Below are 22226 nucleotides of genomic sequence, written 5' to 3'. Positions count from 1 at the left end.
CCAGGAGCCTTCCCGCATGACCGGAACCGTCGAAGGGCGCCTCGCCGCGCTCGGCATCGTGCTGCCCGCGCCGGCGGCGCCGATTGCCAACTACGTGGGCTTCAACTTCGCCGGGCCCGGCGTGCTGGTGGTGTCCGGCCAGATCCCGCTGCAGGACGGCAAGATCCTGTTCACCGGCAAGGTCGGTGCCGGCGTGTCGCTGGATGACGCCCGCGCCGCCGCGCGCATGTGCCTGGTCAACGTGGTGGCGCAGGTGAAGGCCGCGGTGGGCGACCTGGACCGCGTCAAGCGCGTGGTGCGGCTGGGCGGCTTCATCGCCGCCGGGCCGGAGTTCACGCAGCACGCGCAGGTGATGAACGGCGCTTCCGACCTGGCGGTGGAGATCTTCGGCGAGGCCGGGCGCCATGCCCGCTCCACCATCGGCGTCCCCTCGCTGCCGGGCGATGCGGCGGTCGAGGTCGAAGGCATGTTCGAGATCGCCTGATGTCCGAATTCGAGCGGGCGGAGGATGACGCGGCGGCCGACGCCGCCATCCTGCGCCACCTGCTGGCCTTCAACGAGCGCTTCGCCGGCCCCGCCAACAGCCGTTCGCTGCAACTGCTGCTGCGCGATTCCGCCGGCGTGGTGGAAGGCGGGCTGTCCGGCCGCACCCGCTACGGCTGGCTGTTCGTGGAGAACTTCTTTATCCCCGAGCATCGCCGCGGCACCGGCCTCGGCACCCGCCTGCTGGCCGCGGCCGAGGCGGAGGCCGCCGCGCGCGGCTGCATCGGTGCCTATCTCGACACCAACAGCTTCCAGGCGCCCGGCTTCTATGAGAAGCAGGGCTACAGCCGTTTCGGCGCGCTGGAGGATTACCCGGCCCCCGGCATGGCCAAGTACTACTACCGCAAACGGTTCTGACGCCGCATCCACGCCGCCCCCGGCGGCGTTGAGCCGGCAACATCAGGACGTCACGCCATGCCCGCCATCACCCTCTGGGGCTTCAACGGCTCCACCTATGTCCGCACGGTCCGCATGCTGCTGGCCGAGAAGGGAGTCACCGACTACACCCAGGTGCCCGTCGACGTGCTGAAGGGCGAGCCGAAGCAGCCCGAGCACCTGCGCCGCCACCCCTTCGGCAAGGTGCCCGTGGTCGAGGTGGACGGCTTCCACCTGATCGAGACCTCCGCCATCGCGCCCTATCTGGACGCCATCCTGCCCGGCACGTCCCTGGTGCCCGCCGAGCCGCGGGCCCGCGCGCGGATGGACATGGCCACCGCCATCATCGACTCCTACGGCTACGGCCCGCTGGTCGGCGTCGCCGCCTACCACCTGTTCCCGGATTTCATTGGCGGCCAGGACCATGCCGCGCACCACGCCGCGCTCGACCAGGGCCGCAAGGTGCTGGCCGAGCTGATGCGCCTGCGCGGCGCCGACGCCTACCTCGCCGGCCCCGAACTGACGCTCGCCGACCTCTACCTCGCCCCCATCTTCGCCTATGTCGCCATGACCCCGCATCGCGACGACTTCCTGGCGCTGCCCGGTGTCTCCGACTGGTGGGAGCGCCTGTCCACCCGCCCCAGCTTCACCGCCACGCAGCCGTGACCCGCTTCTGCCAGCACTGGGACGAGGTGCCCGAGGCCGGGGCCAAGCGCCTGCTGGCGGGGGCCAGCGCTGATCTTGTGATGGTCCGCATCCCCGCCGGCACCCAGGGCCAGCGCCACAGCCACCCGCACGAGCAATTCGTGCAGGTGATCTCGGGCGCCGGCACGCTCTGGACCGACCAGGGCGAGCAGTCCTTCGGCCCCGGCAGCGTCTTCCACTTCCCGGCGGGGGTGGAGCACCGGGCGGAGTTCAGCGCCGAGACGGTGCTGGTGGAGACCAACCTGCGCGCGTAACAGGAAGGCCGGGGGAAAGAATTCCCCCGGGCCCCCATCTTTTTTCTGATTTTCCTAACCCGACCGGCCGTTTCGGCGGGGTACTGAGGTCGAAGCGGCCACGACCGCAAACAGGACAGAAAAAAGAAGGGGTCTCAGGGGAATTCATTCCCCTGACCTTCTCCGCCCCCCTCGCCAGCGCCACATCCCGCCAGCGGCACAATAGGGGGCGCAGCGATTGTCGGGTCTGTTCCGGATGGGCGAGGCGTTGATCGGCGGCACCTTCAACGCCGTCAGCGAGCTGGCCGACGAGGCCGAGCGCATGGTGAACGAGACCACGCTGCGCGTCGCCATCACCGGCCTCAGCCGTTCCGGCAAGACGGTGTTCATCACCTCGCTGATCGCCAATCTGCTGGCGCTGGGGCGCGGCCGGCCGGTGTTGCCGGCGCTTTCCGCGCAGTTGGAGCGGCAGGGGACGGCGCTGCTGGGCGTGCGGCTGGAGCCCGCCGGCACCCAGGCGCTGGACTGGTTCGACGCCGCCGACAAGATCCGCGACCTCGCCGGCGCCACGCCGCACTGGCCGCCGCGCACCAGCGACCTGGCTAGCGCCAGCCTGACCTTGGAGCTGGCGCGCAGCGGCCCGGCGCGGCTGCTGGGCCCGCGCCGCATCCGGCTGGACCTGCTGGACTACCCCGGCGAATGGCTGCTCGACCTGCCGCTGCTGGACCATGACTTTGCGAGCTGGTCGCGGGAAACGCTGGACCTCTTGCGCGCCCCGCCGCGCGATGCGGTTTCGGCTGAGTTCCTGGCCTTTGTGTCCGCGCTGGACCCCAACGCCGTGGCGGACGAGGCCGTGGCCCGGCGCGGCTACCGCCTGTATCTCGCGATGCTGGAACAGGCGCGGGACCGCTTCGGGCTGCGCTGGCTGCAGCCGGGCCGCTTTCTGCGCCCCGGCCCGCGCGGCGAAAGCCCGATGATGTGGTTCTTCCCGCTGCCGGGGGAGGGCACGGGTGCGTCCGGCAGCCTGCGCGACCTCCTGTCCCGCCGCTTCGTGGCGTATCGCGATGACATGCGGGCCAATTTCTTCGACCCCTGGTTCGCGCGCTTCGACCGGCAGGTGGTGCTGGTGGACGTGCTGGGCGCGCTTTGGGCCGGGCAGGGGGCCTTCGAGGACACGCGCCACGCCGTGGCGCAGATCGCCGCCGCCTATGACGCGCGCGCCCGGTCCCGCTGGCTGGGGCTGAACACGTTGAAGCGGGTGGGCTTCGTGGCGTCCAAGGCCGACCACGTGCCCGCGGCGCAGCGCCCGGCGCTGGAAAGCCTGTTCGCGGGCATGCTGGCGCAGGGCGGCCCGTCGCGGCGGGAAACCAGCCACCGCGCGCTGGCCGCCCTGCGTTGCACGGAGGACGCGGAGCATGACGGGCTGCCGGTGGTGCTGGGCGTGCCGCTGGGCGAGGAGCGGCGCCGCCCCTTCCGCCCCGGCCACATTCCCACCACCCCGCCGCCGCCGGGCGATGCCTTCTGGTCCCGCCCGTTTTTCGAGCTGCCGGCCCTGCGGCCGCCTTTGATCGACCCCGATGGGCGGGACGGGCTGCCGCATCTCGGCCTCGACACCCTGCTCGCCTGGCTGCTGGAGGATGCGCTGTGACTTCGAACACCCCCGGCTGGGCCGACGACCCCGCGCCCGCCGCCGCTGCTGCCCGCCCCACCCGCACCGCCGAGCCGCCGCCCGACCTCGGCCCCGAATTGCTGAACCTCGATCTGGGCGGCCCGATCGAGCACGGCGTGCCCGCCGTGCTCGACCTGCCGGGCGAAAAGCCGCCGTCCTGGTTCGGCGCGCTGGGCCTGATGGCGGGCGCGGTGGGGCTGCTGGTGTTCGGCACCTTCGGCCTCGGGCTGGCACTGATGCTGCGCGACCTGTTCGCCACCTCGCCCGTGCTGGGCTGGCTGGGGGCGGCGCTGGGGGTTGGCGCCACCGGCGCCGTGGCCCTGGCGCTGGGGCGCGAATGGCACGCGCTGCGGCGGCTCAAGGCGCTGGACGAGCTGGCCCTGGCGCTGCGCACCACGCCCGGCTCCGCCGCGCCGCCCGCGGCGCTGGGCCAGTGGGCGCAGGACATCGCCCGCCGCCTGCCGGAAGCCGCGCCCGCCGCCGCGCAGATGCTGCGCGCCACCACGCTGGACGAGGCGCGCGGCCTGATGACCACCACCCTGCTGCCGCTGCTGGATGCCCGCACCCGCGCGCTGGGCTGGCAATCGGCCCGTCAGGTCTTCGTGGTCACGGCCATCGTGCCGTCGCCCGCGCTGGACGCGGCGGCGATGGCGCTGATGGGGCTGCGGCTGATGCGCCAGGTGGCGGCGCTGCACGGGCTGCGCCCCGGCACCGCCATGCTGTGGCGGCTGCTGAAGCGCCTGGGCTATTCGGCGGGCCTGACCGCGGGGGTCGAGATGGTGGCCCAGGCGGGCGCCGAGCAGGTGTTCGAGGGCCATTTCGCCAAGCTGGCCGGCGGCGCGGCCGGCGCCACGGTGGCCGCGCGGCGCATGATGCGGCTCGGGGCCGCCACCGCGCTGGCCTGCCGCCCGCCCGGCAACCGGTGACAGACGCCTCTCCGATGCCATATCGCTGATGCGAGAAGCATGGAGGGGCACGCGATGGACCAGCAGACCGAACTGACGCTGCGCCTGCACCCCGCCATCGCGGAAATCCCGGCGGCGGAGTGGGACGCCTGCGCCGGCGACGACAACCCTTTCGTCAGCCACGCCTTTCTGATGGCGCTGGAGGAATCCGGCTCCGCCAGCGCCCGCACCGGCTGGCTGCCACAGCACGCCGCGCTGCGCGACGCCGGTGGCCGGCTGCTCGGCGTCGCCCCCGCCTATGCCAAGAGCCATTCCTACGGCGAATACGTCTTCGACCACGCCTGGGCCAATGCCTTCGAGCGTGCCGGCGGCAAGTACTACCCCAAGCTGCAGGTGGCCTCCCCCTTCAGCCCGGTGCCCGGCCCCCGCCTGCTGGTGCGCGACGGCCTGCCGGTGGCCGCCCTGGCCGGTGCCCTGGCGCAGGCGACGGAGGAGCTCGGCCTGTCCTCCTGCCACGTCACCTTCTGCACCGAGCCGGAATGGCGGGCGCTGGGCGAGGCCGGCTGGCTGCAGCGCCTCGGCACCCAGTTCCACTGGCACAACCAGGGCTACGCCGACTTCGACGGCTTTCTGAACGCGCTGTCTTCCCGCAAGCGCAAAAGCATCCGGCGCGAGCGGCGTGATGCCCAGTCCGCCGGCCTGTCCTTCCGCGCCCTGCGCGGCAGAGAGATCACCGGCCGCCACTGGAAGGCCTTCCATCGCTGCTACATGAACACCGTCGACCGCAAGTGGGGCAGCGCCTACCTCACCCCGCGCTTCTGGCCGCTGCTGGGCGAGCGCCTGGGCGACCGCGTGGTGCTGATGGTGGCCGAGCGTGACGGCGAGCCGGTGGCCGGCGCCCTGAACCTGATGGGCCGCGACGCGCTGTACGGCCGCAACTGGGGCACGCTGGTGGACTCGCCCTTTCTGCACTTCGAGCTGTGCTATTACCAGGCCATCGACTTCGCCATCGCGCAGGGCCTGTCCCGCGTCGAGGCCGGCGCCCAGGGCGAGCACAAGATCCAGCGCGGCTACCTGCCGGCACCCACCTATTCGGCGCACTGGATCCAGCACGGCGGGCTGCGTCGCGCGATCGCCGATTTCCTGGAACAGGAGCGGCCGGCGATGGAAGAGAACATGCAGGAACTGGCAACGCTGTCGCCCTTCCGGGAGGAGTGAAGGTCGGGGGAAGGAATTCCCCCGAGCCCCCATCTTTTTTCTGTCTGTTTGGCGCCGGATGGCGGGCGGAGGCGCTACCGCCGGCCCGGGATGGTTATTAAAACCGTCGCCGTATCCACCGGAGCGCGAACCCTGCCCGCCCAGCGTTTCGCGAAAACAGATAAAATGAAGATGGGAGCTCGAGGGAATTCTTTCCCCCGACCTTTCTGGCCGTGCTGACCGCCTACGCCCAGCTCGCCGGCAGCATGGCGCTGGTCGGCGCCAATGTCGCCGTCGCCAAGCTGCTGGCCAATGCGCTGCCCATCGCCCTGATCGTCGGCCTGCGCTGCCTGCTGGCCTGCATCGTGCTTTACCCGCTGGCACGGCTGCGGGAAGGCGCCGTGCGGCCATCGGCCGCCGCGTTGCGCAACCTGGCGATGCAGGCGGCGCTGGGCACGCTGCTCTACAACGCCGCGCTGCTGACCGGCCTGCGCCACACCACGGCGCTGGAAGCCGGGCTGGTGCTGGCCACCCTGCCGGCCGTCATCGCGCTGGGTTCGGCCGTCTGGCTGCGGGAGCGGCTGTCGGCGCGGCAATGGCTGGCGGCGGCGCTGGCGGTGGGGGGGATCGGCGCCATCACCCTGGCCCGCACCGCGCCGGGCACGGGCGGCGGCCTGCTGGGCAATGCGCTGATCTTCGTGGCCGTGTGCGGCGAGGCCGCCTACGTGCTGCTGGCCAAGCGGCTGTCGGGGCGGCTGGGCGTGGTGACGGCTTCCTTCTGGATGCAGTTGTTCAGCGCGCTGATGCTGCTGCCCTTCGCGTTGCCGGTGCTGGGCGGCGTGGCGGCGCTGGCGGACCCGTCGCTGGCCGGGCTGCTGGTGTTCCACAGCCTGACCAGCAGCGTGCTCTGCCTGCTGCTCTGGTATGCCGGGCTGCTGCGGGCGCCGGCGGGGGTGGCGGGGATCTTCACGGTGTTTCTGCCGGCCACCTCGGCTGTGCTGGCGGTGGTGTTGCTGGGCGAGCACTTCACCATGGTCCATGTGGCGGGGCTGGCGCTGATGCTGCTGTCCATCGGTCTGGCCACCTGGCCCGGGCGCGGCGGATGAGGGCCTGGATGACCCTGTCCGGGGCCGGGCTCCTGGCGGCGGACCCGGCGGCGCTGGCAGCGAACCTGGCCGTGACCCAGAGCCGCCGCTTCCGGGGCGTGGAGGCCGAGCAGATCGACAGCTGGACCCGCAGCCTGGACGCGCTGCGGGCCGTGGTGGCGCTGCCCGGCGGCGCGTCCTGGACGGTGCTGCTGGAATACGATCTGCTGCGGCTGGAACGCCGCATCGACGCCGTGCTGCTGACCGACCGCGCCATCGTGGTGCTGGAATTCAAGCCCGCCTTTTCCGCCGAGGGCGCCCGGCAGGTCGAGGACTATGCGCTGGACCTGCGCGACTTCCACGCCGCCAGCCGCGCGCACCCGATCCTGCCGGTGCTGGTGGCCATGGCGGGGCCCGAGCCCCGCAACATCTGGCCGCTGCCCCTGGCCGGCGTCACCCCCGTGCTGCGCGCCACCGCCGCCGGGCTGCCCGCGCTGGTGGCCGGCGCGCAGGCGCATTTCCCGCCCGCGCCGCTGGATGGCCCCGGCTGGGCCGCGGCGCCCTACCGCCCCGTGCCCGGCATTGTCGAGGCCGCGCGGCTGATGTTCGCCCGCCATGGGGTGGGGGAGATCGCCGCCGCGCGCGCGGACACCGCCAACCTGACCCGGACCACCGCCGCCATCCGCGCCGCCGTGCAGCAGGCGCGGGCTTCGGGCGGGCGCGTGGTGGTCTTCGTCACCGGCATTCCCGGTGCCGGCAAGACGCTGTGTGGGCTGAACGTGGTGTTCGGCGAGCAGGAGCAGCACGCCGCCTTTCTGACCGGCAACGCCCCCCTGGTGGCGGTGCTGCGGGAGGCCCTGGCGCGCGACGCCCGCACCGGCCAGGGCCGCCGCCAGCCGGCGCGGCAGGGTCGCGGCTTTCTGCAGAACGTGCACCGCTTCCTGGAAGCCCACGCCGCCGGCGGCGCGCCGCCCGAGCATGTGGTGGTGTTCGACGAGGCGCAACGCGCCTGGGACGCCGCCCAGGCCAGCCGCGACACCCAGCGCCGGCGATCCGTGCTCAGCCAGTCCGAGCCCGCGCACATGCTGGACATCATGCGCCGCCCGCCCGGCTGGGCAGTGATCGTCGCCCTGGTCGGCCAGGGACAGGAGATCAACACCGGCGAGGCGGGGCTCGCCGAATGGGGCAGGGTGATCGCCGGGGCCGGCGACTGGCGCGCCCTGGCCGCCCCCGGCGTGATCGCCGCCGACGATCCGGCGCAACGGCTGGCGGCTTGTCCCGCGCCCTGGCTGGCCACCGACCCCGCGCTGGATCTCGTGGTGCCCATCCGTTCGGTGCGCGACACCCGGGGCGCCGCCTGGGTGGATGCCGTGCTGTCCGGCAGGGCCACGGAGGCCGCGCGCATCGCCACCGGCGGCGCGCTGCCGTTCTTCCTGACGCGCGACCTGTCCGCCGCCCGGGCGGCGCTGCGGGCACGGGCGCGCGGGCTGCGGCGGGCCGGGCTGGTGTGTTCCTCCGGCGCGCGCCGGCTGCGGGCGGATGGCCTCGGCCACGTGCTGCATGGGCCGGAAGAGGCGGTGCGCTGGTTTCTGGACCGCTGGCCGGACGTGCGGGCATCGGACGCGCTGGAAGTCTGCGCCACCGAATATGCCTGCCAGGGACTGGAGCTGGACCTTGTCGGCCTTGCCTGGGGCGGCGACTTCATCCGCGGCGCCGGCGGCTGGCAGGCCCGTGCCTTTGCCGGCCGCCGCTGGAACACCGTCAACAAGCCCGAGGAACAGGGCTTCATCCGCAACACCTACCGCGTGCTGATGACCCGCGCGCGCTACGACACGGTGCTCTGGGTGCCGCCCGGCGACGCGGCGGATCTGACGCGGCCATCCGTGGAGTTCGACGCCATCGCGGAATGGCTGGCCGCCTGCGGGGCGCGGCCGCTGGTGGCAAGCGAGGACTCGGACCCTCATGCTCCCGGACCGGCAGGTTTGCTGTGATCCAGGCCGGCTCGTGATCGGCGACAGGGGGGGCGGGGAAGTCTCCTCCCCCGTCCTTTTGTTAAGCGGCGGGCACCGTATCGGCAGCCGGCGTCGCGGGCGCGGTTTCACCCGCCACCTTGGCGCAGGCCACCACGGCGTCGCGCAGCGAGCCGACCAGAAACTGCGCGCCCAGCGTTTTACGCAGTTCCTCGTCGCGCAGCGCCGGGTCGTCATCCTGCCAAACGCCGACCAGCATCGGTGCGTCCGGTGCGCGGCGTTGCAGCCGCTGCAACAGAAAGCGCAGGTTGGACGGCGAGCCCTGCAGCTCCACCGAGCACACGCACAGCATCCGCGCGCCGGTGGCGTCCAGCGTGCCGACCTCGCGCCGCGTCACCGCCTGATGCGGCACCACGCGGGTGCCGAAGCCATGCTTGCGCAGGATCTGCGCCAGGAGGTTGGCGGAGATCTCGTCCAGCGGCCCACGGCCCGCGATGCACAGCACGCTGCCATCCTGGCGCCAGCTGTCCGGCAGCAAGGCCGGGTCGGGCAGCGGCGGCGGCGCGTCGCGGGGCAGCTTCTGCTCGGCCGGGGACAGGCGCATCATCCGCGCGCCCACCGACTGGCTTTCGGCCTTGGCTTCCGGCTCCACATCCTCGTGGTCGTTGAGGCTGAGCACCAGCTCGGCCACGGATTCGCGGATGCGCTCCAGCTGCGGGCCGGTGACCACGCCGCGCCGCACGTCGGCCGAGGCCAGGTGCAGGCCCTTGATCGCCACCTCGTCGTAGTAGGAGCACAGCGAGCGGTCCTTCAGCAGCAGCTCGGCCTGCTCCTGCGCCTCGTCCGGATCGCCGGCCAGCGTGCGCTGGTAGAAGTTCTCGACCGGCGTCAGCGCCGGGCGGTCGCCCAGGATGACGTCGAGGAATTCCAGCCGGTCGATGTGCCGGCCCATGACCACCAGGCACAGCGTCAGCGGCGTGGCGAGCAGCAGGCCGATGGGACCCCAGATCCAGCTCCAGAAGATCGCGGCCAGCACGACGGAAACGGGCGACATGCCGGTGCTGTGCCCATAGGCCAGCGGCTCGATGATGTGGCCGATCACCGGCTCGATCGCCAGAAACAGCCCGGCGGTCCAGATGGCCATGGACCAGCCCGGGTCCACGGCGGCGGCGAGGCCGACCGGCAGCACGGCACCCAGGATGGCGCCCACATAGGGCACAAAGCGCAGCAGCCCGGCGACGATGCCCCACAGGATCGGGCTCGGCAGGCCGATCAGCATCAGCCCGAAGCCGATCACGATGCCGAAGGAGGCATTGATCGCCACCTGGGTCAGGAAATAGCGGCTGAGGCGATAGGCGGCATCGTCCATCGCCACCGTGGTGCGGTGCAGGTCCGAGGAGCCGAACAGGCGGATCAGCCGGTCGCGCAGGTCCTCGCGCTGCAGCAGCACGAAGATCGTGACGATCAGCACGATGCCGAGATGCGCCAGCGGGCTGAGCACCGGCGACACATAGGTGCCGAGCATCTCCAGCGGCGTCGGCTCCGGCTGGTGCACCTCCACCGGCAGCGGCTTGGCCTGCTGCGCCGTTTCGGGGCGCACGTCCGGCGTGTTGGGCTGGGCGGTGGGCGGCTGCACCTGGTAGTCGCGGCTGGCGCGGTCCAGCACCGTGCCGAGCCGGCCGGTGGTCATGCGCTGCAGCGTCTCGATCTTGCTGGTGATGGTGGACTGGTAGCGCGGCAGGTCGTTGGCCAGCTCGGCCAGCTGGCTGCCGATGACGCCGCCGATCGACAACAGAATGCCGAGCGCGATGAACACCGCCACCACCACGGACACCACGCGGCCGAGCCGCAACCGCCGCAGCATGCGGATCAGCGGCGACAGCACCAGGCTAAGCAGGATGGCCAGCGTCACCGGGATCAGCACGTCGCGGCCGAGATACAGGCCGGCGACGATCACCACGGCGCCGGCCAGGGTGGTCAGACTGCGCATGTCCGGCGTGCCGACGGCCGGCACCTTGGCGCGGGGCAGCGCGACGCGAAAGCTGGCATGGCCGGAAGCATTGGGGCGGGTTGCGGGGTCCGGCATGGAAGGCACCTTGCTCAAGTCACAGCTGCCCAACGCGCGACGGCGGCGAAGGGTGGGGACGATTCAGAAATTTTCCACCCCCCCCCGGCGGACATCATTGCTGAGTGGCCGGCCGGGCACGGCCAAAGCGGCCGCGCTGCCACGACACCGCCAGCAACAGCACCAGCAGCCCCACCGCCACCAGGGCGACCACGACGTTCAGCTCACGTTCCAGGGTGTTGGCATAGGCGATGCCGGCCAGCGCCCAGGCGAAGGCGCCGGCGAACCAGGGCGCGCCGCGCGCGGTCCAGAGCACGGCGATGGCCACCGCGGCGGCGGCCAGCAGCAGCAGGATGGCCGCCAGGGTGCCGGCCGCGCCATCGGCCCGGATGGCGCCGGACAGCAGCGCGGCGCCGGCGATGTTGGCGAAGGAGGCGGCGGCCACCCAGCCGGCGAAGAGGCCGGTCAGCGGGTGGACGATCCAGCTGTCGGCCCAGCCGGTGCGCGGCTCCGTGCGGGCGATGAAGAAGGCGGTCAGCGCGCAGGCCAGCAGCAGCAGGATGACCACCACCAGGTGCCAGCCGTTGCCCAGCAGCGCGGCCAGAACCATCCACAGGATGGAGCAGGCAAAGGCGCCGGCCAGCGGCCAGCCGAGGCGCCGGGCGGGCACGCTGTCGCGGTTGGCGGGCAGCGCCTGCCAGATGCCCCAGGCGATGGCCAGGGCGAAGATCAGGCCCCAGATGGAGAAGGCGTAGGCGGCGGGGGTGACGGGCGTCTGCGAGGCGGCCGACATTTCCGCCATGGTCATGCCGATGCCGAAGACCGGCGCCATGGCCCCCGCCAGCGGCTGCAGGAGCGGCAGCACGAGGTTGAGCGCGGTGCGGAGGGTGTTGCTGGTCATCGGGAGCGGCTTTCGGACGAATGGTCCTGCAACGCTCCAGTCCCGCCCGGGTTGGCGGGGCGGCGGGGGGCGAAGGGCCCCCCGCCCAGCATCAGGCGGCGGCCTGGTGGGGGATGCCCTTTTCGGTGAGCAGCGCCGCCAGCTCGCCGGACTGGAACATCTCCATCACGATGTCGCAGCCGCCGACGAACTCGCCGCCGACATAAAGCTGCGGGATGGTTGGCCAGTTGGTGAAGGTCTTGATGCCGTCGCGCAGCTCGGGGTCCTCCAGGACGTTCACGCCTTTGAAGGGCACGCCCATGTGGGACAGGATCTGCACGGTGCGGGCCGAGAAGCCGCACTGCGGGAAGACCGGGGTGCCCTTCATGAAGAGCACCACGGGGGTGGCGGAAATCTCGGCCTGGATCTGCTCGTGGGCGGGGGTGGTCATTGGGGGAGCTCCTGTTTCGGGGCGGAGGTCTGCAGGGCGAGGGCGTGCAGCTCGCCCCCCATGCGGCCCTGCAGGGCGGCGTAGACAAGCTGGTGCTGCTGGACGCGGGACTTGCCGCGGAAGGCCTCGGACACCACGGAGGCGGCGTAATGGTCGCCATCCCCCGCGAGGTCCTGGATGATGACCTCGGCATCGGGGAGTGCGGCCTTGATGAAGGCCTCGATCTCGGCCGGCTGCATCGCCATCAGGTGGGTCCTCCGGTGGTGATCATGGTCACTGGGCCATCAGCGTGGGCAGGAAGCGCTCATGCGCATCCCGCAGGGTCGCCAGGGATATGGAGCCGCCATCGGGCAGAACCAAGTCCCCGCCGCCGGAGCGGCCGAGGCGCCGTGCCGGGATGCTGGCGGCCTGTGCCGCCGCCAGCAGGGCGGCGGCGTCCGGCGCGGCCAGCACGTAGCGGCCCTGGTCCTCGCCATACCAGAAGGCATGGGCGGGGAGGGCGGGGGCGGCGTCCAGCGTGATGCCGGTGTCGCCTTCCAGCGCCATCTCGGCCAGCGCGACCAGCAGGCCGCCATCGGCCACGTCGTGGCAGGCGGTGACGGCGCGGGACAGGATCTGGGCGCGGACGAAGTCGCCGGTGGCGCGCTCGGCCGCCAGGTCCACGGGCGGGGGGGCGCCGTCCTCGCGCTTCGCGATCTCGCGCAGCCAGAGGGACTGGCCGAGGTGGCCGCGCGTTTCGCCCAGCAGCACGAGCTCCTGGTCAGCCTTGAGAGCGTAGCCCATGGCGAGGGACGCGTCCTCGATCACGCCGACGCCGCCGATGGCGGGGGTGGGGAGGATGCCGCGGCCCTCGGTCTCGTTGTAGAGGGAGACGTTGCCGCTCACGACCGGGAAGTCGAGGGCGATGCAGGCGCTGCCCATGCCGCGCACGGCGCTGGCGAACTGGCCCATGATCTCGGGCTTCTCGGGGTTGCCGAAGTTCATGTTGTCGGTGATCGCCAGGGGAAGCGCCCCCGTGGCGGTGATGTTGCGCCAGGCCTCGGCCACCGCCTGGCGGCCGCCTTCCTCCGGGTCCGCCGCGCAGTAGCGGGGGGTGCAGTCGGTGGTGATGGCCAGCGCGCGGGTGGTGTCTTCCAGCCGCACGATGGCGGCGTCGGCGGCGCCGGGGCGCTTGACGGTCTGGCCGCCGACGGTGCTGTCGTACTGGTCCCAGATCCAGCGGCGGGAGCAGAGGTCGGGGGACGACAGCAGGGTTTCCAGCGCGGGGGCGAGGCCGACGGGGTCGGGGACCGAGGCCGCGTCCAGCAGGGGCTGCTTGGGCGTTTCGGCGGTGGGACGCTGGTAGAGGGGGGCCTCGGACTCCAGGGGGGCGAGGAGGATGTCGGCTTCCAGCACGCCGTGGTGCTTGATGACGATGCGGCCGGTGTCGGTCAGGTGGCCGATGACGGCGAAGTCCAGCTCCCACTTGTGGAAGATGGCTTCGGCGATGTGTTCCTGCCCCGGCTTGATGATCATCAGCATGCGCTCCTGGGATTCGGAGAGCATCATCTCGTAGGCGGACATGCCGTCCTCGCGCTGGGGCACGTTTTCCATGTTCAGTTCGATGCCGACGCCGCCCTTGCCGGCCATCTCGACCGAGGAGGAGGTGAGGCCGGCGGCGCCCATGTCCTGGATGGCGACGATGACGTCGGTCGCCATCAGTTCCATGCAGGCCTCGATCAGCAGCTTTTCCGAGTAGGGGTCGCCGACCTGAACGGTGGGGCGCTTTTCCTCGGAATCCGCGGTGAACTCGGTGGACGCCATGGTGGCGCCGTGGATGCCGTCCCGGCCGGTCTTGGAGCCGACATAGACGACCGAGTTGCCGACGCCTGCCGCCGCGCTGAGGAAGATGCGGTCCTTGGGCGCGATGCCGACGGTCATGGCGTTGACCAGCGGGTTGCCGTTGTAGGAGGGGTGGAAGTTGACCTCGCCGCCGACGGTGGGGACGCCCACGCAGTTGCCGTAGCCGCCGATGCCGCGCACCACGCCATCCAGCACCTGCCGCGTCTTGGGCAGCGACGGGTCCCCGAAGCGGAGCGCGTTGAGGTTGGCGATGGGGCGGGCGCCCATGGTGAAGACATCGCGCAGGATGCCGCCGACGCCGGTGGCGGCGCCCTGGTAGGGCTCGATAAAGGAGGGGTGGTTGTGGGATTCCATCTTGAAGATGGCGGCCAGCCCCTCGCCGATGTCGATGACGCCGGCATTCTCGCCCGGGCCGTGGATGACCCAGGGGGCCTTGGTGGGGAGCTGCTTCAGCCAGAAGCGGCTGGATTTGTAGGAGCAGTGCTCCGACCACATGACGGAGAAGATGCCCAGCTCCGTCCGCGAGGGCTCTCGGCCCAGGATGGCGAGGACGCGCTCATACTCATCCGGCTTCAGGCCGAATTCGGCGGCGAGCTGGCGGGCTTGGTCGGGGGCGAGGAGGACGGGCGTGGACATGTGCGCCTTGTCGGCAGGGACGGGGCGCTTGTCCAGGGGTGGTTTGATCATGGCCAGCCTGCCCGGACGCTGCGGGGGATGCGGGCGCGGCCCGCGGCATTGCGGTGCAGGCGTTGCAGCGCGGCCAGCAGGCGGGCGTGGCGGGTCTTGTGGCCGTATTCGCCGGGGGGCGGCGGGGCGATTTTCAGGGAAGCGAGGGTTTCGGACAAAAGCGGGTCGGGCAGCAGCCAGGGCGGCGCGGGGAGGGCGCGGCGGAGGTTGAGTTTGCGGATCAGCACTAGGAAGGGCAGGCCGAGGATGCGGTGGGCGCGGCGGCAGGCCTTGAGGATGGGGGTTTCCAACTCGCGCAGCGGGTGGCCGGGGGCGGCCTCGGTGAGGGCGTGGAGAAGCTTCTGCCACAGGCCGGCATGGGTGAGGCGGCGGAAGTAGCGGGAGACAGTATCCGGCTTGCCGAAGCGGGCAGGGAGGGCGTGCCAGGGGAGGTTGTGGAGGGCGATGTGGAAGATGCCCTCCATGCGGGTGCGGAGTTCCCGGATGGGACGGCCCTGGGGGGAGCGGGGGAGGAGGTAGGGAAGGAGGGCGGCGGATTGGAGGGGGGTGATAGATGCTTGACTTGGCATGATCCAGATTTCTCCTAGTGAACCACCGAAACCAGGCTATATGAAAAAAATCCTATGATCAACAGCAAAATGCGCTTTGACAACGAATCCGCAACCGAGTTGCGCTATAAAAAATACTAGATTAGCCTCTAAAGAACGAGATTTTGAGGATGGACATGAGTATTGAAAATAGAGGAGTCGAACTCACTCACTATTCAGTTAGTGGGTTTAGATCTCTTACTGATTTCAGTATAGGGCTAAATCGAGGTCTAAATGTATTGGTGGGGCCAAACGGCTCAGGAAAAACAAATTTCATAGAATTTTTGGATTTTTTGAGTTCAGCAATATCGCAAAGCGCTGCTACCGCTGTTTCTCAGGCAGGTGGCGTTGCTAGAGTATTTAGCCAAGAGCAATCAAAGAGTAAAACATCTAAAATTTCCGCTATCATAAGCGGGGTGGCAGACATGGAAGGGCGAGTTGACGATAAAGAGCTTAAAATATTCAACTTCGAGTACGAGATAGAAATTAAATTTTCGCGATCTCAGTCAGTTATTTTTGTATCGAAGGAGACTATCAAATTTAGAAAATTGAGACAAGCGCATGAACTAGAGCTTTGTCGGTCTCCCGTCGGAGCAATTTCAGTAAGACGACAGGTTGGTACGCTAGACAAAGGCCCAGTATTTGAAGTTAGTCCACGCCTTCAAACCAAAAATATTCGGAATCCACTGCGATATCTGAATCGTTTCGGAATGGCTTTTCGCGCTCCTGACGAAAAAAATCTAGATTCGATTTATGTCGGTTTTGACGAAAGTATTTTTTCTGCTCGTCAGAATCATCCTGCGGTAGATGCGGTCAGATCAGCAATTACACGAGGTAGGTCATTTAACCTCGTTCCAGAGCATGTGCGAGTTCCTGACGATTTAACGCGAACTCCCGCCATTTATCCTGACGGGTCTGGCTTAACAGCGACGCTGTATCATCTCCAGCGAGCATCGCAGCCCACAAGAAGATCAAGGCCAGTGATAAGCCGCAGGTTTCTTCCAGAACATCTTGAAGCGATAGTAGAATGGACAAAGCTTGTATTTCCAGAATTAAACGGCGTTTCAGTGGTTGCTGATCCACACACGGGAAAATATTTAGGGTATTTAAATATCGGTCAGGAATCACTCAAAATTCCGCTACAGTCGGCTAGTGACGGAACTTTAAAATGGCTTGGTCTTGTGACATTAATTATCACACGAGGCGGCATATATTCTGTTGAAGAGCCTGAGAATTTTTTACATCCAAAAATGCAGCAGTACTTAATTGATTTAATTCGAGATTTTTCTTCAGAGCCAGGAAGGCCTGGGTACTTCATTATGTCTTCTCATAGCGAAACTATAATAAATAAGTGTCATCCAGATGAGCTAATACTATTTGATTTCGTAAATGGAAAGACGCAATGCTCTAGATTGGAAAATCAAGAAGCAGTGCTCGAACAAATTAACGAAACCGGGTTTGGGCTGGGATACTACTATGCCAACAACGCAGTGTCCTGACATTTTGGCTTTCGTTGAAGGCACTATGGAGAGGATTTTTCTGAATAGCAATTTTTCTTCTATAAATGTGATCCCTATATTGAATGGAAACTCATGGAATACTCAAACTCTATGCGCTCAAATTATAACTAAATTCAAGGCGCGGAAGCAGTTTCCGGGCCAAATTGTTGTTTGGATGGATAGAGAGGATAATCCTGATAGCATCCTTGTTATAGGAAATGCCATTCGCTCGGCATTTTCAGGAGCTGGTTTTCCGCCAGACAAAGTTCATTGTTTAATATCGGATAAAATGTGTGAAAATCTGATGCTGGCCGATGAAAGTATGATTCGAAAAGAATTGACAATACCACAGTACGTGTACCAATTTGAAGGACAGAACGGCAAGCATCACATGAAAGAATTGTGGAAACAGAGAAATAAAAATTATAAAGAAACAATCCACGGACCAAATTTACTAAAGAAAATGCGTCTTTCTCGGGCTCGTTCTTTAAGCGGGGGAGTGGATCAATTTTTGGGCACCTTTCAAAGCAACTGTTGGTGGCTTTAAGGTAGAAGTCGTATTGAAGGTGCAGGAAACTCAGTTTCCTGCCGGGGTGCAGGGGCAGAGCCCCTGCCTCCACCGTTCAGCCCAAAACGATCACGGCCAGCCCACGCCCCCCGTCTGCCCGTAGATCTGCCCCGTCGTGTAGCTCGACGTGCTGGCCGCGAGTTCAACATAGACCGAAGCAAGTTCCACCGGCTGGCCGGGGCGCCCCAGTGGCGTGGTGCTGCCGAAACGCTTGAGGCCGTCCTCCGTCTGGCCGCCGGCCACCTGCAGGGGGGTCCAGAACGGCCCGGGGGCGACGCCGTTGACGCGGATGCCCTTGTCGATCGCCTGCTTGGCAAAGGCCTTCACGAAGGCCTCGTTGGCGGCCTTGGTGCAGGCGTAGTCGATGATGTTTTGCCCCGGCCGGTCCGCGTTGACCGAGGAGGTGACGATGATAGCGCTGCCCGGCGGCAGGTGGGGGAGTGCTGCCTTGGTCAGCCAGAACATGGCGTAGACGTTGGTCTTCATGGTCTGGTCGAGTTGTTCGGTGGAGATATCGAGCAATGAGGTCTGGGCGTGCTGGAAGGCGGCGTTGCTGACCAGGATGTCGAGGCCGCCGAGTTGTTCGCGCGCCGTGGTCACCAGGCGGGTGTGGAAGGCTTCCTCGCGCAGGTCGCCGGGGATCAGGATGGCTTTGCGGCCGGCCTCGCGGATCAGGCGGGCGACGTCCTCGGCGTCCTGTTGCTCGGCGTCGAGGTAGTTGATGGCGACGTCGGCGCCTTCGCGGGCGTAGGCGATGGCGGCGGCGCGGCCGATGCCGGAATCGCCGCCGGTGATCAGCGCGCGGCGGCCCGCGAGGCGGCCGGTGCCGCGGTAGCTGGTTTCACCGCAGTCGGGCACGGGGGTCATGCGGGATTGCAGGGCGGGCCAGGGCTGCGACTGCACGGGGAAGGGCGGCTTGGGGAAGCGGTCCTGCGGGTTGGCCAGCGGGATGGTGCCGGTGCCGGTGGCGGGGGTGCCGGGGGCGGCGGCGGTCTGGGCCAGGGCGGGGGCGGCCGCGGCGGCGGCGATGCCCCCGGCGGCGAGGCCGCGGAATACGCTGCGGCGGGAGGGGGGCGTGGTGCTGTCGGTCATGGGGGGGTGGCTCCGTGCAGGGGTGTCCTGTGGGAAAACGGTGGGGCGGGGCGGAAGGTTGAGGGGGCGGGGCGGGCTTTGGGCGGGGCGGGGGTGGTGCGCGGGGCCGATGCGTCCGTTGACAGGTGGCGGGGCGCGGCCACGTAGCGGGAGAACACAGAAAGAACCTGGATCATGATGCGCTCTCCGATGCCGCCGCCGAGCACGCTGGCCTTGTTGCCGCTGGCGCCGTTGTTGCCCCTGGCGTTGCTGGCGGGGGCGGGGCTGGCGTTGCTGGCCGGCCGCCCGGCGCGGGCGGTGCGGCGGGAGGACGTGGCGGGGCGGGTGTTCGTGGTGACGGGTGCCTCCAGTGGCGTGGGGCGGGCCGTGGCGGTGCGGCTGGGGGCGCTGGGCGGGCGCGTGGTGCTGGCCGCGCGGCGCGAGGCGGAGCTGGAGGCGGTGGCGGCCGAGTTGCGGGCGGCGGGCGGCGAGGCGCTGGTGGTGCCGACCGACGTGAGCGACGCGGCGGCGGTGGCGGCGCTGGCGGCGGCGGCGGTTGAGCGGTTCGGGGGGGTGGATGCCTGGATCAACAATGCCGGCATCGGCGCGCTGGGGCGGTTCGAGGATATTTCCGTGGAGGACCACGCCCGCACGGTGGACGTGAACCTGAAGGGCGTGATCTTCGGCAGCCATGCGGCGCTGCGGTTGTTCCGCGCGCGGGGGCAGGGGACGCTGGTCAATGTCGGCTCGGTGGAGAGCCGCATTCCGATGCCCTACCACACCACCTATGCCGCCACGAAGCACGCCATCCTGGGTCTGGGACGGGCGTTGCGGCAGGAGGCGCGGCTGGCCGGGCTGCGGGGCGTGGGCGTGGTGACGGTGATGCCCTGGGCGCTGGACACGCCGTGGTGGAACGTGGCGGGCAACCACACCGGGCGGTCGCCGCGGATGATCCTGATGGACGGGCCGGAGCAGACGGCCGGGGCGATCGTGCAGGCGGCGGTGCACCCGATGGGCGACGTGGCGGTGGGCTGGAAGGCCAAGGCCACCGTGCTGGGGCACCAGATCGTGCCGGGGGTGGCGGAGCACCTGGCGGCGGACGTGATGCACAAGGTGCAGCAGGAGATGGCGCCGCCGGCCGGGGACCGGGAGGGGGCGCTGCACGAGCCGCCGGCGCAGGACACCGGCGAGCAGGGCGGGGTGCGGGCGAAGATGCGCCGGGAGGATGCGACGGGCGAGGCGGAGGCCTGAGGGCCGCCCGCCCCGCCTGGCGCGGGCGGCCTTCAGAAGCCGATGATGCCGGTGGCCCAGAGGATCAGCACGAGGATGCCGGGGACGCCGAGGAACCAGAGGAGGATGGGCATGGGCAACGTTCCTGTCAGAGGGTCTGCACGTCTGGCCTGAGGATCAGGCAGCGTGACCCTAACTGTTCAGGGTGACCGATGTTTCATCTTCCCCCGGCATTGCCGGTCAGGCGGGGGTGAGGGCGGCGGCGATGGAGCGGAACAGGGGCAGCCCGTCCTCGCCGCCCATCAGCGGGTCCACCAGATCCTCGGGGTGGGGCATCATGCCGAGCACGCGGCGGTTTTCCGAGACGATGCCGGCGATGTTGGCGCGGGCGCCGTTGCGGTTGGCGGCCGCGCTCGCCTCGCCTTCGGGGGACACGTAGCGGAAGGCGACGCGGCCCTCGCCTTCCAGGGTGGCGAGGGTGCTGTCGTCGGCGAAGTAGTTGCCGTCGCCATGCGCCATGGGGGCGCGGAAGATGTCGCCCTGCTTCCATTCGCTGGTAAAGGGGGTGTCGGCGCGCTCCACCCGCAGGTGGCAGTCCATGGACAGAAAGCGCAGCGTGCTGTTGCGCAGCAGGGCGCCGGGCAGGAGGCCCGCTTCCGTCAGGATCTGGAAGCCGTTGCAGACGCCCAGGATGTGGCCGCCGCGCGCCGCGTGGGCGCGCACCGCCGCCATGATGGGGGAGCGGGCGGCCATGGCGCCGCAGCGCAGGTAGTCGCCGTGGCTGAAGCCGCCGGGCAGCACCACCAGGTCGGTGCCGGCGGGCAGCGCGGATTCCTGGTGGAACAGCATGGCGGGCTTGCGGCCGGTCGCCTTGTGCAGGGCGATGGCCATGTCGCGTTCCCGGTTGGTGCCGGGGAAGATGATGATGGCGGCGTTCATGGGGGCCTCAGCCAGCGGAAGGTGTGCAGGGCAGGGGGTGGGCGGCGCGGTCGGTGGTGAGCACGGTGCGCAGCACGGGGCCCCAGGGGCGGTCGGGCGGCGTGCCGTTCAGCGCCGCCACGGTCCATTCCGCGAGCGGCGCGGGGGGCGGGATGCACAGGCCCAGGGCGGGCTCGGCTTCCTGCAGCGTGCCGATGTAGTGGCCCACAAAGGCGGCGCAGTCGCGGCGGGCATTGCCCCAGCCGGCGCACAGGCTGGCCAGGGGGCCGGCCTCGGTCGCGGCGGCCTGGCCGTTGCCGGCTTGGGTGCGCGGCAGGCCGGCGTCGCGCCCCGGCAGGGCCAGCACCACGACGGTGGCGACCAGCACCAGCCCCAGCATGGGCAGGCCCACGGTTCTCAGCCGCTCCATACGCGGATCCAGTGCAGTCCGCCCATCAGGGCGATGGTGGCGATGGCGGCGATGGCGGCGGCGGTGACCCAGCGGTCGATGTTGCGCTTGCCGCGCGTCAGCAGGCCGGGCCGGCGCGCCGCCTTGCCGTTGCGGGCCGCGATGGCCGGCGTGGCGAAGCGGCTTTCGCGCCAGCGCAGCCCCATGCCGATCAGCACGGTGAGCAGCAGCATCAGCAGCAGGGAGGCCTTCACCATGCGCGCGTGCCCCGCTTCAGCGTTGGCTTTCCGGGGCCAACTCGACCTTGAAGGACTCGATCACGGTGTTGGCCAGCAGCTTGCGGGCCATTTCCTCGGCGGCGGCCTTGGCGCGGGCGGGGTCGGTCTCGCTCAGCTCCAGCTCGATCACCTTGCCGGCGCGGACCTCGCCCACGCCGGAAAAGCCGAGGGTGCCCAGCGCATGGCCGATGGCCTTGCCCTGCGGGTCCAGCACGCCGTTCTTCGGCATCACGGTCACGAAAGCCTTCACGGCGCGGTCTCCTGGTTCACACGGTTCACTGCATCGCCTCCGGGCCCTTCATGTCGCGCACGCCGGCCTCCGGCGTGATGCCGAGGCGCGAGGCGACTTCCTGGTAGGCTTCCTCCACCCGGCCGAGGTCGCGGCGGAAGCGGTCCTTGTCCATCTTCTCGCCGGTCTTGCTGTCCCACAGCCGGCAGTTGTCGGGGCTGATCTCGTCGGCCAGCACGATGCGCATCTCGTCGTTCTCGTAGAGCCGGCCGAATTCCAGCTTGAAGTCCACGAGCACGATGCCGACGCCGAGGAACAGCCCGCACAGGAAGTCGTTGATGCGCAGCGTCAGCGCGACCATGTCGTCGAGGTCCTGGGTGGAGGCCCAGCCGAAGCAGGTGATGTGCTCCTCCGACACCATCGGGTCGTTGAGGCCATCGTTCTTGTAATAGTACTCGACGATGGAGCGCGGCAGGCGGGTGCCTTCCTGGATGCCGAGCCGCGTGGCCAGGCTGCCGGCGGCGACGTTGCGCACCACCACCTCCAGCGGAATGATCTCCACCTCGCGGATCAACTGCTCGCGCATGTTCAGGCGGCGGATGAAGTGGGTGGGCACGCCGATCTCGCCCAGCTTCATCATCAGGTATTCGCTGATGCGGTTGTTGAGCACGCCCTTGCCGGTGATGGTGCCCTTCTTGGCGCCGTTGCCGGAGCTGGCGTCGTCCTTGAAGTACTGCACCAGGGTGCCGGGCTCGGGGCCCTCGAACAGGACCTTGGCCTTACCTTCGTACAACTGCCGCCTGCGGGCCATGGCACGGGAATCCTTGCTG

General features: G+C 68.8%; 24 protein-coding genes. 12 read left to right on the top strand and 12 right to left on the bottom strand.

All coding sequences use genetic code 11. The features are described 5' to 3' along the window. The first annotated feature begins 16 nt into the window (after positions 1-16). The 9 genes from IAI59_RS00385 to IAI59_RS00345 all read left to right on the top strand — a co-directional run bounded on the left by IAI59_RS00385 (position 17) and on the right by IAI59_RS00345 (position 8703). Entirely contained in the window at positions 17-484 is a 468-nt protein-coding gene (locus IAI59_RS00385) for a RidA family protein (RefSeq protein WP_207417609.1), read from the top strand. Further along, a complete protein-coding gene (locus tag IAI59_RS00380) occupies positions 484-900 on the top strand; it encodes a GNAT family N-acetyltransferase (protein ID WP_207417607.1) in 417 nt (138 codons plus the stop codon). The genes IAI59_RS00385 and IAI59_RS00380 overlap by 1 nt, the downstream gene beginning before the upstream one ends. 57 nt (positions 901-957) lie before the next feature. Continuing rightward, on the top strand, positions 958-1584 hold the full coding sequence (locus IAI59_RS00375) for a glutathione S-transferase family protein (protein ID WP_207417604.1): 627 nt from the start codon (positions 958-960) through the stop codon (positions 1582-1584). After that, a complete protein-coding gene (locus tag IAI59_RS00370; protein WP_207417603.1) occupies positions 1581-1877 on the top strand; it encodes a cupin domain-containing protein in 297 nt (98 codons plus the stop codon). Before IAI59_RS00375 ends, IAI59_RS00370 begins: the two co-directional genes overlap by 4 nt. A 217-nt stretch (positions 1878-2094) precedes the next feature. Next, positions 2095-3504: a YcjX family protein gene (locus IAI59_RS00365; RefSeq protein WP_237180738.1), complete on the top strand. Its 1410-nt coding sequence runs from the start codon at positions 2095-2097 to the stop codon at positions 3502-3504. Further along, positions 3501-4451: a DUF697 domain-containing protein gene (locus IAI59_RS00360; RefSeq protein ID WP_207417602.1), complete on the top strand. Its 951-nt coding sequence runs from the start codon at positions 3501-3503 to the stop codon at positions 4449-4451. Before IAI59_RS00365 ends, IAI59_RS00360 begins: the two co-directional genes overlap by 4 nt. Before the next feature lie 54 nt (positions 4452-4505). After that, on the top strand, positions 4506-5648 hold the full coding sequence (locus IAI59_RS00355) for a GNAT family N-acetyltransferase (RefSeq protein WP_207417601.1): 1143 nt from the start codon (positions 4506-4508) through the stop codon (positions 5646-5648). Between the two features lie 212 nt (positions 5649-5860). After that, complete coding sequence (locus IAI59_RS00350; protein WP_237181163.1) at positions 5861-6733, top strand: DMT family transporter; 873 nt, start codon at positions 5861-5863, stop codon at positions 6731-6733. Positions 6734-6741: 8 nt separating this feature from the next. Then, positions 6742-8703, top strand: coding sequence for a DNA/RNA helicase domain-containing protein (locus tag IAI59_RS00345; RefSeq protein WP_237180737.1), 1962 nt, complete (start codon positions 6742-6744; stop codon positions 8701-8703). A gap of 61 nt (positions 8704-8764) precedes the next feature. Here the strand turns inward: IAI59_RS00345 and IAI59_RS00340 are convergent, their stop codons facing one another. The 6 genes from IAI59_RS00340 to IAI59_RS00315 form a co-directional block, all read right to left on the bottom strand. Beyond that, positions 8765-10768, bottom strand: coding sequence for an AI-2E family transporter (locus IAI59_RS00340; RefSeq protein WP_207417599.1), 2004 nt, complete (start codon positions 10766-10768; stop codon positions 8765-8767). A gap of 94 nt (positions 10769-10862) precedes the next feature. Beyond that, positions 10863-11648 carry a hypothetical protein gene (locus IAI59_RS00335; RefSeq protein ID WP_207417598.1) on the bottom strand — a complete coding sequence of 262 codons (786 nt, stop codon included), beginning with the start codon at positions 11646-11648 and terminating at the stop codon, positions 10863-10865. A 91-nt stretch (positions 11649-11739) separates the two neighbouring features. Continuing rightward, on the bottom strand, positions 11740-12078 hold the full coding sequence (gene grxD / locus IAI59_RS00330) for a Grx4 family monothiol glutaredoxin (protein WP_207417595.1): 339 nt from the start codon (positions 12076-12078) through the stop codon (positions 11740-11742). After that, a complete protein-coding gene (locus IAI59_RS00325) occupies positions 12075-12323 on the bottom strand; it encodes a BolA family protein (protein WP_207417593.1) in 249 nt (82 codons plus the stop codon). Before IAI59_RS00325 ends, grxD begins: the two co-directional genes overlap by 4 nt. Before the next feature lie 28 nt (positions 12324-12351). Further along, positions 12352-14556 (bottom strand): phosphoribosylformylglycinamidine synthase subunit PurL, encoded by a 2205-nt coding sequence (gene purL / locus IAI59_RS00320; RefSeq protein WP_207417786.1) that lies wholly within the window; start codon positions 14554-14556, stop codon positions 12352-12354. 47 nt (positions 14557-14603) lie between these two features. Next, complete coding sequence (locus IAI59_RS00315) at positions 14604-15176, bottom strand: transposase (RefSeq protein WP_207417592.1); 573 nt, start codon at positions 15174-15176, stop codon at positions 14604-14606. A 149-nt stretch (positions 15177-15325) separates the two neighbouring features. On the opposite strand from IAI59_RS00315, the gene IAI59_RS00310 reads away from it, so the two are divergent. Together IAI59_RS00310 and IAI59_RS00305 are read left to right on the top strand one after the other, a co-directional pair. Beyond that, positions 15326-16693, top strand: a complete 1368-nt coding sequence (locus IAI59_RS00310; RefSeq protein WP_207443825.1) for an AAA family ATPase — start codon at positions 15326-15328, stop codon at positions 16691-16693. After that, the gene (locus IAI59_RS00305; RefSeq protein ID WP_207417590.1) at positions 16671-17240 is read left to right on the top strand and encodes a hypothetical protein; all 570 of its coding nucleotides are present in this window, start codon (positions 16671-16673) and stop codon (positions 17238-17240) included. The genes IAI59_RS00310 and IAI59_RS00305 overlap by 23 nt, the downstream gene beginning before the upstream one ends. A gap of 90 nt (positions 17241-17330) precedes the next feature. Here IAI59_RS00305 and IAI59_RS00300 read toward each other — a convergent pair whose 3' ends face one another. Further along, positions 17331-18353 (bottom strand): SDR family oxidoreductase, encoded by a 1023-nt coding sequence (locus IAI59_RS00300; protein ID WP_207417589.1) that lies wholly within the window; start codon positions 18351-18353, stop codon positions 17331-17333. 174 nt (positions 18354-18527) lie between these two features. Here IAI59_RS00300 and IAI59_RS23280 point away from each other — a divergent pair, with 174 nt between their 5' ends. Further along, positions 18528-19583, top strand: a complete 1056-nt coding sequence (locus IAI59_RS23280) for an SDR family NAD(P)-dependent oxidoreductase (RefSeq protein ID WP_272874648.1) — start codon at positions 18528-18530, stop codon at positions 19581-19583. 219 nt (positions 19584-19802) lie between these two features. On the opposite strand, the gene purQ is transcribed toward IAI59_RS23280, so the two are convergent. From purQ to purC, 5 genes are read right to left on the bottom strand one after another with little or no spacing between them, the layout of a single operon-like run. Further along, positions 19803-20501, bottom strand: a complete 699-nt coding sequence (gene purQ, locus IAI59_RS00290; RefSeq protein ID WP_207417588.1) for a phosphoribosylformylglycinamidine synthase subunit PurQ — start codon at positions 20499-20501, stop codon at positions 19803-19805. A 7-nt stretch (positions 20502-20508) separates the two neighbouring features. Next, on the bottom strand, positions 20509-20910 hold the full coding sequence (locus IAI59_RS00285; protein WP_207417587.1) for a hypothetical protein: 402 nt from the start codon (positions 20908-20910) through the stop codon (positions 20509-20511). After that, on the bottom strand, positions 20898-21146 hold the full coding sequence (locus IAI59_RS00280; protein ID WP_207417585.1) for a hypothetical protein: 249 nt from the start codon (positions 21144-21146) through the stop codon (positions 20898-20900). The genes IAI59_RS00285 and IAI59_RS00280 overlap by 13 nt, the downstream gene beginning before the upstream one ends. A 16-nt stretch (positions 21147-21162) precedes the next feature. Next, complete coding sequence (gene purS, locus IAI59_RS00275) at positions 21163-21417, bottom strand: phosphoribosylformylglycinamidine synthase subunit PurS (protein ID WP_207417582.1); 255 nt, start codon at positions 21415-21417, stop codon at positions 21163-21165. A gap of 25 nt (positions 21418-21442) precedes the next feature. Further along, positions 21443-22207 (bottom strand): phosphoribosylaminoimidazolesuccinocarboxamide synthase, encoded by a 765-nt coding sequence (purC, locus tag IAI59_RS00270; RefSeq protein ID WP_207417580.1) that lies wholly within the window; start codon positions 22205-22207, stop codon positions 21443-21445. Positions 22208-22226: the final 19 nt, after the last annotated feature.

This window comes from Roseomonas haemaphysalidis (assembly GCF_017355405.1).
GTDB classification, from domain to species: domain Bacteria; phylum Pseudomonadota; class Alphaproteobacteria; order Acetobacterales; family Acetobacteraceae; genus Pseudoroseomonas; species Pseudoroseomonas haemaphysalidis.
The sequence above is the reverse complement of the archived record's forward strand: the minus strand, read 5'-3'. Positions and strand labels throughout refer to the sequence as shown.

What these genes read in the sequence shown, in the direction of transcription:
- IAI59_RS00385 (WP_207417609.1), top strand. Translation starts at nt 17, where the DNA reads ATGACCGGAACCGTCGAAGGGCGCCTCGCCGCGCTCGGCATCGTGCTG.
- IAI59_RS00380 (WP_207417607.1), top strand. Translation starts at nt 484, where the DNA reads ATGTCCGAATTCGAGCGGGCGGAGGATGACGCGGCGGCCGACGCCGCC.
- IAI59_RS00375 (WP_207417604.1), top strand. Translation starts at nt 958, where the DNA reads ATGCCCGCCATCACCCTCTGGGGCTTCAACGGCTCCACCTATGTCCGC.
- IAI59_RS00355 (WP_207417601.1), top strand. Translation starts at nt 4,506, where the DNA reads ATGGACCAGCAGACCGAACTGACGCTGCGCCTGCACCCCGCCATCGCG.
- IAI59_RS00345 (WP_237180737.1), top strand. Translation starts at nt 6,742, where the DNA reads ATGACCCTGTCCGGGGCCGGGCTCCTGGCGGCGGACCCGGCGGCGCTG.
- IAI59_RS00340 (WP_207417599.1), bottom strand. Translation starts at nt 10,768, where the DNA reads ATGCCGGACCCCGCAACCCGCCCCAATGCTTCCGGCCATGCCAGCTTT.
- IAI59_RS00335 (WP_207417598.1), bottom strand. Translation starts at nt 11,648, where the DNA reads ATGACCAGCAACACCCTCCGCACCGCGCTCAACCTCGTGCTGCCGCTC.
- grxD (WP_207417595.1), bottom strand. Translation starts at nt 12,078, where the DNA reads ATGACCACCCCCGCCCACGAGCAGATCCAGGCCGAGATTTCCGCCACC.
- IAI59_RS00325 (WP_207417593.1), bottom strand. Translation starts at nt 12,323, where the DNA reads ATGGCGATGCAGCCGGCCGAGATCGAGGCCTTCATCAAGGCCGCACTC.
- purL (WP_207417786.1), bottom strand. Translation starts at nt 14,556, where the DNA reads ATGTCCACGCCCGTCCTCCTCGCCCCCGACCAAGCCCGCCAGCTCGCC.
- IAI59_RS00315 (WP_207417592.1), bottom strand. Translation starts at nt 15,176, where the DNA reads ATGCCAAGTCAAGCATCTATCACCCCCCTCCAATCCGCCGCCCTCCTT.
- IAI59_RS00310 (WP_207443825.1), top strand. Translation starts at nt 15,326, where the DNA reads ATGGACATGAGTATTGAAAATAGAGGAGTCGAACTCACTCACTATTCA.
- IAI59_RS00305 (WP_207417590.1), top strand. Translation starts at nt 16,671, where the DNA reads ATGCCAACAACGCAGTGTCCTGACATTTTGGCTTTCGTTGAAGGCACT.
- IAI59_RS00300 (WP_207417589.1), bottom strand. Translation starts at nt 18,353, where the DNA reads ATGACCGACAGCACCACGCCCCCCTCCCGCCGCAGCGTATTCCGCGGC.
- IAI59_RS23280 (WP_272874648.1), top strand. Translation starts at nt 18,528, where the DNA reads ATGATGCGCTCTCCGATGCCGCCGCCGAGCACGCTGGCCTTGTTGCCG.
- purQ (WP_207417588.1), bottom strand. Translation starts at nt 20,501, where the DNA reads ATGAACGCCGCCATCATCATCTTCCCCGGCACCAACCGGGAACGCGAC.
- IAI59_RS00285 (WP_207417587.1), bottom strand. Translation starts at nt 20,910, where the DNA reads ATGGAGCGGCTGAGAACCGTGGGCCTGCCCATGCTGGGGCTGGTGCTG.
- IAI59_RS00280 (WP_207417585.1), bottom strand. Translation starts at nt 21,146, where the DNA reads ATGGTGAAGGCCTCCCTGCTGCTGATGCTGCTGCTCACCGTGCTGATC.
- purC (WP_207417580.1), bottom strand. Translation starts at nt 22,207, where the DNA reads ATGGCCCGCAGGCGGCAGTTGTACGAAGGTAAGGCCAAGGTCCTGTTC.